This is a genomic window from Amycolatopsis arida (assembly GCF_900115565.1).
Lineage (GTDB): Bacteria > Actinomycetota > Actinomycetes > Mycobacteriales > Pseudonocardiaceae > Yuhushiella > Yuhushiella arida.
Genome location: NZ_FOWW01000016.1, coordinates 1 through 11,916, shown reverse-complemented (window position 1 = coordinate 11,916; position 11,916 = coordinate 1). Strand labels below are relative to the sequence as shown.

Sequence of the window (11,916 nt, the reverse complement as noted above, 5' to 3'; positions counted from 1 at the left end):
GCGAAACCGGGAACCGGGAAGGTGGCCCGAAGGGACACCGAACATGCGCTGGCGGCGCCCGTGACATCGCTGCCATGGGCGCCGCCTGCTCGCGCGGACTGTGCGGGTGACCAAGCGTGCAACTTGAGTCGTACCTACCTGGACTCGGCGTCCGGCGTCCCGGTACGCAGTCCCTAGACGACAAGCCTCCCGCGGCATGCTGCGCGTGGGTGCCCGACGTCCGCGCACGGAGATCTTTCGGGGTGGATCAGGCTTCTCTTCCGCCGGATCCCTGGCCGAGAAGACGTCCGCACCTCATTTCTACCTAGTGATGGCCGTCACTTCAAGGGTGAAGTGAGGTGCACCGGTACAGACTCTCGGTGTGGGTGACGGTGGCGCTCCGTGAGGTGGCGAAACCCCTGCCACGCCACGGAATCGGGCTGCTCGGGTACCGCCGTATGAGTGGTGACGTCCGCCCGGAAGGCACGCACGGTCAGGTCCCGTCGCGGTCACTCCCTGCGGCGTCGGCGGGACAGCCCGTACCAGGTGGCGCCGGCGGCCGCGACGGCGCCGACGCCCACGCCGAGGGCCACCATCGCGGGCGAGGGGGTGGGCAGTCGGCTGCGCAGCGACACCGGGTTCGAGAAGGCGAGCACCGGCCACCCGCGCTCGACCGCCGTCCTGCGCAGCGCGCGGTCCGGGTTCACGGTGTGCGGATGGCCGACGACCTCCAGCAGGGGAAGGTCCGTGCTGGAGTCGGTGTAGGCGTAGCAGCGGGCCAGGTCGTAGCCGTGCGCCAGGGCGAGCCGCTTCGCCGCGACGGCTTTCTGCTCGCCGTAGCAGTAGAACTCGACCTCCCCCGAGTACCGCCCGTCGACGACCTGCATCCGGGTGGCGACGCTGCCGGTGGCGCCGAGCATCTCGGCGATCGGGGCCACCACCTCCTCGCCGGTCGCCGACAGCACGATCACGTCGTGTCCGTCGGCCTTGTGCTTGGCGATCAGCTCGGCGGCCTCCGCGTAGACCAGCGGGTCCACCACGTCGTGCAAGGTTTCGTTGACGACCGCCCGGATCTGGGCCGGGTTCCATCCGGCGCAGAGCGCGGAGATCTGCGCGCGCATCCGCTCGGTCTTGTCGGCGTCGGCCCCGGACAGGGAGAACACCAGTTGGGCGTAGGCACTCTTCAGCGCGGCCCGCCTGTTGATGAGCCCGTGTTGGAGCAGTGGCTTGCTGAACGCCAGCGCGCTCGACGAGGCGATGATCGTCTTGTCCAGGTCGAAGAACGCCGCGACCTGCCTGCGGTCGGCGGGGTCGGCGGGCGGGTCCGCCGCCGCACGGATTGGTTCGGCCACGGCACCACAATAGGAGCGCCGGCCGGGCGGGCGGTCGGGCGGTGGAGAGATCACTGCGCGTGCTGGCTGTTGGCAGTTCCACCACAAGGTGTGGCACCTGTTCGTGGAAGCCGTTATCGAATTGTGGGTTGGATACGCGCGCTGATCCGGGTGAATCCCGAGTTACAGTTGAGAGGTCCGGCTCAGCCCGGACCGGTTCAGTCCGACCCCCCGGGGCTGAACCCACGGCGACCCCCGCTCCTCCCCCCTGGCGGGGGTCGCCCCTTTTGTTCACCCATCTGTGTGTACCCAGCAGTGGTGGTCGCGCGCCTGGGCTGGGGAGCGGACCGGGCCTAGCACAGGGTGCCGACGGTTCGCTCCACTCCGGCCTGTGCGTGCCCCGAGTTGTCCACAGGCGCCTACTTGTCCACAGCCCCGCCAACTCCGCCTTGTCCCACCCGACCCCGCCCGGTGACCGTGAAAGTCCGACCGCGATCCCGCCGGCCCCGGTCGGACGGTGGCCCGATCAGCGGGCCGCCGCACGGCAGCCGAGCCGGCGGTGGAATCCGAGGGGGAGGTCATCATGGCGCCCAGCCGCCCGCTCGTCGTGGTCCACGACGAGACCTTGCTCGACGAGGTGCTCCGTGTGGCCGCGGCCGTGGGATGCGAGCCCGAGCGCGTCCCCGACCACGTCGCCGCCGGGGCGCGATGGACCACGGCACCACTGGTGGTCATCGACGAGGATGTCCTCCGCGAAGGTGACCCGCCGCCACGGGCGCGAGGCGTGCTGCTGGTCTGCAAGGGCAGCTTGGGCACCCCGGGCTGGCAACGCGCGCTCCGGTCACGGGTGGAGCGGGTCGTCGTCCTTCCCGACGACGAGGCCGAGCTGGTCTCGGCCTTCGCCGACGTCCTCGACGGCCCGCCGCGGGCGCCGGGACGAGTCGCCGCCGTGCTCGGTGGCCGCGGTGGCGCCGGCGCCTCGGTGTTCGCGGCGGCGATGGCCGTCACCCACTGCCGTTCCGGCGGCGACTCGCTTCTCGTGGACTGCGACTCCCTTGGCGGCGGCATCGACCTGCTGCTCGGCGCCGAGGCCGCGGTAGGCCTGCGGTGGCCACAGCTACGGCTCGGCGGTGGGCGAATCGCGCTGGCCGCCCTGCGGAAGGTGCTACCGACCCAACGACACGGTCCGGGCTCCCTCGCGATGGTGTCCTGCGATCGCGGCGGCGCGGGGCCGACCGCCGCCGCGGTGGCCAGCGTGGTCGACGCGGGCCGGCGCGCGGGCCACGTCGTGGTGTGCGACGTGGCGCGGCACCTGGATCCCGCCGGCGCGGAGGCCGTCGGTCGGGCCGACCTGGTGGTCCTGATGGTGCCCGCCGAGGTGCGCGCCTGCGTGGCCGCGCGCCGGGTCCTCATGCTCCTCCACGAGCGGTCCGCGAACGTTCGCCTCGTGGTGCGAGAGCCCGGCCCGGACGGGCTGGTCGCCGAGGAGGTCGCGGAGCGGCTGGAGATCCCGCTCCTGGCTCGGCTGCGGTCGCGGCGTGGGGTGCCCCCGGCACTGGAGCGCGGCCTTCCGAACGCCCGCCGTGGTTCGCTCGCCGATGCCGCGACCGTCGCGCTGGGCGCCCTCCACCACCCGAAGGAGGTGGCGCCGGTATGACCGTGGAGTTGGTGGAACGCGTCCGGCGACGACTCGCCAGCGACGGTGGCGGGCTGGATCCGGCCGCCGTGGCCGAGGCCGTGCGTGCCGAGTCGGGCGGGGTGGCGAGCCACCTGGACGTCCTGCGGGCCCTCCGGCAGCTGCGGCGGGAGCTGGTCGGCACCGGGCCGCTCGAACCACTGCTCGCCGATCCCGCCGTGACCGACGTCCTGGTCACCGGGCCGGCCGAGGTCTGGGTGGACGGTCAGGCCGGTCTGCGTCGCACCGGCGTCACCTTCCCGGACGACGAGGCCGTACGCCGGTTCGCCCAGCGCCTGGCGTTGGCCGCCGGCCGCCGGCTGGACGACAGCCAACCGTTCGTCGACGGCTGGCTGCCAGGGTCCGGGCTCTGGGGCGGGGTGCGGCTGCACGCGGTGCTGTCGCCCGTCGCCGCGAACGGCACCTGCGTCTCGTTACGGGTGCTCCGGCCGGCGACCCACGATCTGGCGACGTTGGCCCGGCTCGGCACCGTCGACGACACGGAGACGGCCCTGCTCGAGGCCGTGGTCGCCGCCCGCCTCGCGCTGCTGGTCACCGGGGCGACCGGCTCGGGCAAGACCACCTTGCTGGCCGCCCTGCTCGGCCAGGTGCCGCCGACGGAACGGATCGTGTGCGTCGAGGACGTCGGCGAGCTGCAGCCGGCACATCCGCAGTTCGTCCGGCTCACCGCGCGCCCGGCCAACATCGAGGGCGCGGGCGAGGTGACCCTGTGCGACCTCGTCCGGCAGGCCCTCCGAATGCGACCGGACCGGCTGGTGGTCGGGGAGGTCCGCGGAAGCGAGGTGTGCGAGCTCCTGACCGCGTTGAACACGGGCCACGACGGCGGAGCCGGCACCGTGCACGCCAACTCACCGCGCGAGGTCCCGGCCCGGATGGAGGCACTGGCCGCACTGGGTGGGCTGCCGAGGGCGGCGTTGCACAGCCAGCTGGCGGCCGCCGTGCGGGTGGTGGTGCACATGTGCCGCGACCGAGACGGCGAGCGCCGGCTCGGTGAGATCGCTGTGCTGCACCGGTGCCGGTCCGGTCGGGTCGAGGTCCGTCCGGTTCGCCGGCACGGTCGCTGGACCGAGCATCGGGACGAGCTCGCGGACCTGCTCGCCGAGCGAGGAGGGCGGCTCCCATGCTGACCCACTCCGTGCTGCTGGCCGGGAGCGCACTGCTCTGCTGGCCCGAGGCCCGTGCCCGCCGCCGTCTCGCACGGCTCACGTCCGTCACGCCGGCTCACGTGCCCACCGCTCGGGTACGGCCGTTGCCGCTCGTGTTCGGGGCCGTAGCCGTGGTGGCCGTGGCGGGCGGGCCCGCCGTCGCGGCCGCGGTGGTCCTGCTGACGTTGGCGGGCTGGCTGTTCCTCCGGGCACGCTCCCGGCACCGCGCCGAGGTCTCCGCCGGCGCCACGCTCGCGGAGGCCGTTCGCGCGACGGCGGCCGAACTGCGCGCCGGCGCCCACCCGGTTCGGGCGGTCGAGGCGGCGGCCGCCGACGCGGCGTCGCCGGCTGCCGCCGTGCTCCGCTCGCTGGCCGCGACCGTACGGCTCGGCGGCGCTGTCGACGCCGACGCCATGGCCCGAGCGGACGGCGGTAAAGCACCTCGCGCGGTCGTGGAACGGCTCGCCCGGGCGTGGACCCTGGCCCATCGACATGGACTGCCGCTGGCCGACGTGCTCGACGCGGTGTGCCGGGATCTCGACACGAGCGTGCGCTTCGCCCAGCAGAGCGAGGCCCGAATGGCCGGACCGCGTACCAGCGCCGTCGTGCTGGCGGTGCTGCCGCTGGCGGGAATCGCCCTCGGCGAGGCGATGGGAGCCGAACCGCTGGGCGTGCTCACGACCACCGCCACCGGCCAGGTGCTCCTGGTCCTCGGCTGCGCATTGGTCTGCGCCGGGGTGGCATGGACCGCCTGGTTGACCGGACAGGAGCTACTCCGATGATCCACAACAACCTGAGCGTGGCACTGGTGGCCTGTGCCGTACTCACCGCGCCACCGTTCGGAGCCACCGGAGCACGTCGGCTCCGCCGGCTGTGGTCCATCGAGCCGGATCGTCGGCGGCGTCCCACCCGCTGGTCGGCCGACCGCCGATGGTTGTCGGTTCCGGTGGCCGCGGTGGCCGGCGTTCTGGTGGGTTGGCCCGCCGGGGCGGGCGTCGCGCTGGCGGCGGGGACCGTCTGCTGGCTCGTCGTCCACCGGCACGCGCGGCGTCGGGCGGAGGTCGTGATCGACCCGCTGCGGCTCGCGGCCGGGTGGGATCTGCTCGCCGCCTGCTTACGGGGCGGTCTCCCCGTTCCACGGGCCGTCCGCGCGGTCGCCAGGCTCCTGCCCGAGCCGGCCGCCACCGCGCTGGGCACGACGGCGGAACTGCTCGCGCTCGGTGCCGATCCGGCGAAGGCGTGGGCGCCGGCGGCGGCCTGCCCCGACACGTCCGCGTTGGCACGGGCGGCGAAGCGCACCGCCAGATCCGGTGCCGCACTGGCGGCGGCCGCGGTCGCCGAGGCCGGCCGGATCCGGGGCTCCACCGGGGACCGGGCCGAGGCCAGGGCGCAGCGGGCCGCCGTGCTCGTCGCCGGTCCGCTCGGGCTCTGCTTCCTCCCCGCGTTCCTCTGCCTCGGCGTGGCTCCCGTGGTGATCGGGCTCGCTGGCCAGCTCACCGTCCTGACCTGACCCGCCCGGACCGCCGCCCCAGCCGTCGGGACGCGGCCGCGCTCCTGCCGACACCGACCCATCCCGGTGACCAGTCGGCGTCCCCGACACAGCGACACCAGACCCCGTCCACCACCGGTCGTCCGACCGGCCACCTCGAGAGGACTGTCATGATCACCCGTCCCGACTTCCTTCCCCGCTCGTTCCCGCCGATGTCCGGCCGGCGGCGCCTGCCGGTCGGCGACGACGGCATGAGCACCGCCGAGTACGCACTCGGCACGCTCGCCGCCGCGGCGCTCGCAGCCCTGCTGTACGCCGTGGTCACCGGCGACTCGGTGCTCGCCGGACTGACCGCCCTCGTGCAGCGCGCGCTGTCGGTGGCGTGGTGAGCCCGCGATGCCCGTCGACCGGATCGGAACGCGGCACCGTCACCGTGGAGGCCGCCATCGGGCTGAGCGCACTCATCGCGGTGTTCGTGCTCGTCCTAGGCGCAGCGGTGGCCCTGGTCCAGAACATTCGCTGCGCCGACGCCGCTCGCGAGGCGGCCCGCCTGACCGCCAGGGGCGACCGGTCATCGGCCGCCGCGGCGGTGCGGTCCATCGCGCCGGCGGGGGCCCGGCTGGACGTTCGGGAGGACGGCCACGCGGTCCGGGTCGAGGTGGTCGCACCGGGGATCTGGCCACTACCCGGCCTGGTGCCGCGGGGAAGGGCGTACGCCGTGCTCGAGCCCCGGGTCGCCGAGCCGGGGACGGCGGGCGGAGCCGAGCATGCCGGGCCGTGACCGCCGGCGCGATGACCGGGGCTTCGCCACCGTCTGGGCGGGGAGTGCCGTCGTGGCCCTCCTCTCGGTCGGCGCGCTGGTGTGGTGGTTCGGCGCCGCCACCGCCGTCCGGCACCGGGCGACGGCCGCCGCCGACCTGGCCGCGCTGGCCGCCAGCGCGCACGCGGAGCGTGGGATCGGTGGAGCCTGTGTCCACGCTCGTGAGGTCGCCACGGAGATGGGCGTCCGGCTCGAGGACTGCCGGCTCGTCGGGTGGGACGTCCTGGTGCGGGTCGCCGCCGACCTGCCGGAGCCGTTCGCCGCCGCCGCGTCGGCGAGGGCCAGGGCCGGCCCGGTCGACCGGCGTGACCATCAGATCGGGGACCTTCGCGACGAGCGGACCGGTCGCTGACTGACCGACCGGCCGGCCGCACGGTTGCGGTACGAGCAACGGTCGGCGCCACACGGTGAGCGGTATCACGTTGGACGGATTCCGCCGATCAGCGGCACGGGCGGACCGAATCCGGACCGTTCGTTCGTGTTGAGCGCACGAACGGGCCGCGACGAACGGCACGGGAACGGCCCCGGGGCCACCGGTCGTCGACCGGGTGATCTTCGCCCGAACCGTTGACCGGGGCACGTTCACCGTCTCCGAAGCGCCGGTTGTCGACAGGGAGCTCCCGAGCTCCGGCAACCTGCCGTTTAGTCAGATGTGAGCCACCGCACGAGTTCACGCGGTGGAGACAGAGCTTCACGAGGAGGCCGAGAAAGAGATGTTGGACACGGATTGGTCGGATAGCTGGCGCGGCGCGTTCAAGATCGAACTGCGCGCCGAGGCCATCGGCCTCGCTTCGCGTGGCTGGCCCGTGCTTCCGGGCAGCTACCCCGAGGCCGACGGTTCCGCCACCTGGACCGGCCCGGTCCCCGTCCACCCGGACTGGCGCGACCGGCTGGGCGCCCACCCGCACCAGATCGCGGACTGGTGGACCGGGCGGCCGTTCAGCTTGCTGGTCGCGACCGGCCGGGTGCTGGACGCCATGGAGGTGGACGCCGACCTCGGTCGCCGGGCGGCCCGCCTACTGCGCGCCAAGGGCCAGCCCGCGCCGATCGTCGCGACGCCCGACGGTCGGTGGCTGTTCCTGACCACCGTCGCCGAGCGGCTGCCGTCGGCGCTCGCCGAGCACCAGGACGTCCGCTGGCACGGGGCCGGCAGCTTCGTTCCGCTGCCCCCGACCCCGTTCCGGCACGGCGTGGTGCACTGGCGAGTCAAGCCCGAAATCTGGGGTTGGCAGCTGCCGGCGGCTGGCGCCGTCCACGACGTGCTCGCCCGCGCGCTCGAGGGCACCGTCGCCGGGGCGGCGACGGCCGGCGCTCGGCCGCGCGTGCTCGCCGCGGAGGTGCCCGCGGCCTGAGTCACCTCGTGGTCGTGCCGGCCGTCGTGTGACGTACCGCCCCCAGCACGATGTCCAGCACGGCCACCGCCCCCGCCTTGTCCAGCGGTTCGTTGCCGTTCCCGCATTTCGGTGACTGAACGCAGGACGGGCATCCCGCCGGGCACTCGCAGGAGACGATCGCCTCCCGCGTAGCGGCCAGCCATGGGACCAACGCGGCAAAACCGCGGTCGGCGAATCCCGCGCCTCCGGGATGGCCGTCGTGCACGAACACCGTCGCCTCCCCGGTGTCCTCGTGCAACGCGGTAGACACCCCGCCGATATCCCATCGGTCGCACGTTGCAAACAGCGGTAGCAGGCCGATCGCCGCGTGCTCGGCGGCGTGCAGGGCGCCGGGGACGCGCGCCGGAACCAAACCGGCGCCCCCCGGCGCCCTGCCCTCACCGCCGCGCTCGGCGGCACAGTCGGCGACACGGAGCAGCTCGTCGCTGATCGAGTACCACACCGCGCGGGTCCGCAGCGACTGCTCCGGCAGGTCCAGCGGCACGTTGTCGAGCACCTCACCGGACGGGCGCCGCCGCAGGTAACCCACCACCTGGGAGGTCACCGCCACCTCGCCGAGGCAGACGGTCACCCCGCCGTGCCGCTCCTTTCGCACCGTGTCCAGCACCGCGATGTCGACGACCTCCCGCGGCGACGTCGTCCAGTCCGGCTCCTCCGCGTGCACCAGGGCGACACCGTGTTCGAGGTCGAGGTCGTCGACCACGTACGACGCTCCCTGGTGCAGGTACAGCGCGCCGGGATGAACGGTGCGTAACGCCGAAGCCGGGTCCACCGTGCCCAGCAGTCGTGACGTCTCGGCCTCCACCACGGCCACCTGCTCACCGCCGGACCCGCGGATGTCCACCTCGTGCTGCGGCCGATCCCGCGACGTCCAGTACCAACCGCTCGGCCGCCGGCGCAGCACCCGGTCGGCCACCAGCGCGTCCAGCACATCCCGGGCGGCCGTGCCACCGAACGCGTCGAGCTCCCCAGCGGTCAGCGGCAGCTCGGCCGCCGCGCAGGCGAGCTGCGGCGCCAGCACGTACGGGTTGCCCGGGTCGAGCACGGCCGCCTCCACCGGCCGTTCCAGCACCGCCGCCGGATGGTGCACCAGGTAGGTGTCCAGCGGGTCGTCCCGTGCCACGAACACCACCAGCGCCTCGTCACCGGACCGGCCGGCCCTGCCGGCCTGCTGCCAGAACGACGCCAACGTCCCCGGGTACCCGGCCAGCACCACCGCGTCCAGGCCGGCGATGTCCACCCCGAGCTCCAGCGCGTTCGTGGTCGCCACCCCGAGCAACGTCCCGGACTGCAGCGCGGCCTCCAGCGCCCGCCGCTCCTCCGGCAGGAAGCCGGCCCGGTAGGCGGCCACCCGCTCCGGCAGCGTGGGGTCCACTTCGGAGAGAATGCGGCGGGCGCCGAGCGCGGTCAGCTCCGCGCCCCGCCGGGAGCGGACGAACGCCAGCGACCGCGCTCCCTCGACCACCAGCTCGGCGAGGATCCGCGCGGCTTCGGCACCCGCCGACCGGCGCACCGGCGCACCATGCTCCCCGGCGAGCTCGTCGAGCAGTGGGGGCTCCCACAGCGCCACCGTCCGCGCACCCCGCGGCGAGGTGTCCCGCACCACCGGCACGCAGTCCACGCCGGACAGCCGGTGGGCGAACGCCGCCGGCTCGGCCATGGTCGCCGAGGCCAGCACGAACACCGGGTCGGCGCCGTAGTGCCGCGCCACCCGCCGCAACCGGCGCAGCAGCAACGCGACGTGCGAGCCGAACACCCCGCGGTAGCCGTGGCACTCGTCCACCACCACGTAGGCCAACTTGCGGAAGAACCGGGCCCACCGCGCATGTGCCGACAGCACCCCCCGGTGCAGCATGTCCGGGTTGGTGAACACCCAGCGGGCGTGCGCGCGTACCCAGTCGCGTTCCGCCATCGGGGTGTCCCCGTCGTAGGTCGCCGCCCTGATCGTGGGAAGGTCCACAGCGGACAGTGCGCGGAGCTGGTCGGCGCCGAGCGCCTTGGTGGGCGAGAGGTACAGCGCGCACGCCTTGCCGTCCTCGACGAGCGCCGACAGCACCGGCAGCTGGTAGGCCAGCGACTTCCCCGACGCCGTACCGGTCGAGATCACCACGTGCCGGCCCGACCACGCCAGAGACGCGGCCTCGACCTGGTGCGCCCACGGCCGCTCGACCCCACACGCGCGCACCGCGTCGACCACCGGCTCCGGTGCCCACTGTGGCCACCCGGCGAACTCGGCCTCGCGCTCGGGAAGCTCGGCCACGTGTGTCACCGGGTTGCGCTCGTCCGGAATGCCGGCTGTCACCCGCCGTAGCAGTCGCCTCGCCCGCCCGGTCCGCGTCGCCCCGGTCACGGAGCCGTCCTCGCTTCGCCGCGCCGGTCCGCGTGCCGCCTGCCCGGCCCCGGCGGAGAAGGCCGCGTTGGAGAAGGAGCCGGGAGGCGGACCGGACCGCACGCGCGGCTGTGACCACAGCGCTTCCGGTGGTGTTCGCCGCAACGGGTTCGGCGCCAGGACTTCCGCATCACCCTCACCCGATCCAGCTTCGCACACCGGGAGATCCGCCGGTCCCCGCCCGATTCCGGACCGAACAGGACCGCTCGCGAGCGAGCCTGCGAGCGAGCCATTGAACACAGCAGCCTGGCGAGTGGTGGTGACGAGTGTTGGCGAGGAGGGGTGTGAGCGAGCTTGCGAGGGAACTGTTCAACGCAGCAGCCCGGCGAACGCCGCCGACGAGCGCCAGCGAGAAGGTGGCGTGAGCGGACTCACACGTCGACCGTCCGTGCTGGTGAGGGGACGGCCTGCCGGGCCCGCACGCTGTACCAATACACTCCGGCCCAACACACCACCTGTGGTGTAGATCCCATGCCAGCGTCGGCGCGGTCGATCCACCGACCGCCCGTCGCTGACGACAGGCGACGTCTCAGGAGGACGAATGTCCCGGCATTTCCTCGCGGCGAGCTCGGCGGAGCTCTCCGGGGGTGACTACGGCATCGTGGCCGTGGTCGCCGTGGTCGCCCTGGCTGCACTCGTCATTGGCTACCTGCTGCTCAAGGAGGTGCTGGCCGCCGGCCAGGGCACCGCGAAGATGCAGGAGATCGCCAAGGCGGTGCAGGAGGGCGCGGCCGCCTATCTCAACCGGCAGCGCAAGACCCTCACGATCTTCGGTGCCATCGTGTTCGTGCTGCTGTTCGCGTTGCCCGCGGACGACTGGAACGAGCGGATCGGCCGCTCTGTCTTCTTCCTCGTGGGCGCGGCGTTCTCGTTCGGCATCGGGTATCTCGGCATGTGGCTGGCCACCCGGGCGAACGTCCGGGTCGCCGCGGCGGCGCGGGAGTCCGGTGGCCGGGAGAAGGCGATGCGGATCGCCTTCCGCACCGGTGGTGTGGTCGGCATGTTCACCGTCGGCCTCGGTTTGTTCGGCGCGTCGGTGGTGGTGCTGGTCTACACCGGGCAGGCGCCCAAGGTGCTCGAGGGCTTCGGCTTCGGCGCCGCGCTGATCGCGATGTTCATGAGGGTCGGCGGCGGCATCTTCACCAAGGCCGCCGACGTGGGAGCCGACCTGGTCGGCAAGGTCGAGCAGAACATCCCCGAGGACGACCCGCGCAACGCCGCGACGATCGCCGACAACGTGGGTGACAACGTCGGTGACTGTGCCGGCATGGCGGCCGACCTGTTCGAGTCCTACGCGGTGACCCTGGTCGCCGCGCTCATCCTGGGTAGCGCCGCGTTCGGCGCGAGCGGGGCCGGGCTGGTGTTCCCGCTGATCATCCCGGCCATCGGCGTCGTCACCGCGGTGATCGGCGTCTACATCACCCGTGCCCGCACCGGCGAGGGTGGGCTGACCACGATCAACCGCTCCTTCTACATCTCCGCGGTCATCTCGGCGGTGCTGTCGGCGATCGCGGCGTTCGTGTTCCTGCCGAGCTCGTTCGACGGCAGCGACGGCAACCCGGCCATCATCGCGACCGTCTCGGTGATCATCGGTATCGCGCTCGCCGCGGTGATCCTCAAGCTCACCGGCTACTACACCGGCACCGAGCACAAGCCGGTGAAGGACGTCGGCA

At 73.4% G+C, this 11,916-nt stretch carries 10 protein-coding genes and 1 pseudogene; 9 read left to right on the top strand and 2 right to left on the bottom strand.

The window, feature by feature from the left end:
• Positions 1-488: 488 nt before the first annotated feature.
• Entirely contained in the window at positions 489-1,331 is an 843-nt protein-coding gene (locus BM051_RS27850) for an HAD family hydrolase (protein ID WP_243859918.1), read from the bottom strand.
• Positions 1,332-1,893: 562 nt separating this feature from the next.
• On the opposite strand from BM051_RS27850, the gene ssd reads away from it, so the two are divergent.
• The 8 genes from ssd (at position 1,894) to BM051_RS27810 (ending at position 7,812) form a co-directional block, all read left to right on the top strand.
• Positions 1,894-2,967, top strand: a complete 1,074-nt coding sequence (gene ssd / locus BM051_RS27845) for a septum site-determining protein Ssd (protein WP_092537036.1) — start codon at positions 1,894-1,896, stop codon at positions 2,965-2,967.
• The gene (locus BM051_RS27840) at positions 2,964-4,133 is read left to right on the top strand and encodes a TadA family conjugal transfer-associated ATPase (protein ID WP_092536986.1); all 1,170 of its coding nucleotides are present in this window, start codon (positions 2,964-2,966) and stop codon (positions 4,131-4,133) included. The genes ssd and BM051_RS27840 overlap by 4 nt, the downstream gene beginning before the upstream one ends.
• Entirely contained in the window at positions 4,127-4,933 is an 807-nt protein-coding gene (locus tag BM051_RS27835) for a type II secretion system F family protein (protein WP_092536983.1), read from the top strand. Before BM051_RS27840 ends, BM051_RS27835 begins: the two co-directional genes overlap by 7 nt.
• Complete coding sequence (locus tag BM051_RS27830; protein WP_092536980.1) at positions 4,930-5,661, top strand: type II secretion system F family protein; 732 nt, start codon at positions 4,930-4,932, stop codon at positions 5,659-5,661. The genes BM051_RS27835 and BM051_RS27830 overlap by 4 nt, the downstream gene beginning before the upstream one ends.
• A 191-nt stretch (positions 5,662-5,852) precedes the next feature.
• Positions 5,853-6,029: a DUF4244 domain-containing protein gene (locus tag BM051_RS27825; RefSeq protein ID WP_092537033.1), complete on the top strand. Its 177-nt coding sequence runs from the start codon at positions 5,853-5,855 to the stop codon at positions 6,027-6,029.
• Positions 6,026-6,421 carry a TadE family protein gene (locus tag BM051_RS27820; RefSeq protein ID WP_092537030.1) on the top strand — a complete coding sequence of 132 codons (396 nt, stop codon included), beginning with the start codon at positions 6,026-6,028 and terminating at the stop codon, positions 6,419-6,421. The genes BM051_RS27825 and BM051_RS27820 overlap by 4 nt, the downstream gene beginning before the upstream one ends.
• Positions 6,408-6,812 carry an Rv3654c family TadE-like protein gene (locus BM051_RS27815; RefSeq protein WP_092536977.1) on the top strand — a complete coding sequence of 135 codons (405 nt, stop codon included), beginning with the start codon at positions 6,408-6,410 and terminating at the stop codon, positions 6,810-6,812. The genes BM051_RS27820 and BM051_RS27815 overlap by 14 nt, the downstream gene beginning before the upstream one ends.
• Positions 6,813-7,173: 361 nt before the next feature.
• Positions 7,174-7,812, top strand: a complete 639-nt coding sequence (locus BM051_RS27810) for a bifunctional DNA primase/polymerase (protein WP_092536974.1) — start codon at positions 7,174-7,176, stop codon at positions 7,810-7,812.
• Here the strand turns inward: BM051_RS27810 and BM051_RS27805 are convergent.
• A pseudogene (locus BM051_RS27805) lies at positions 7,779-10,204 on the bottom strand (DEAD/DEAH box helicase); the annotation flags it as partial. The gene BM051_RS27810 and the pseudogene BM051_RS27805 sit on opposite strands and share 34 nt — an antisense overlap.
• 580 nt (positions 10,205-10,784) lie before the next feature.
• On the opposite strand from BM051_RS27805, the gene BM051_RS27800 reads away from it, so the two are divergent.
• Positions 10,785-11,916: sodium/proton-translocating pyrophosphatase (locus tag BM051_RS27800; protein WP_177217018.1), on the top strand; the 1,132-nt coding region annotated here is incomplete at its 3' end.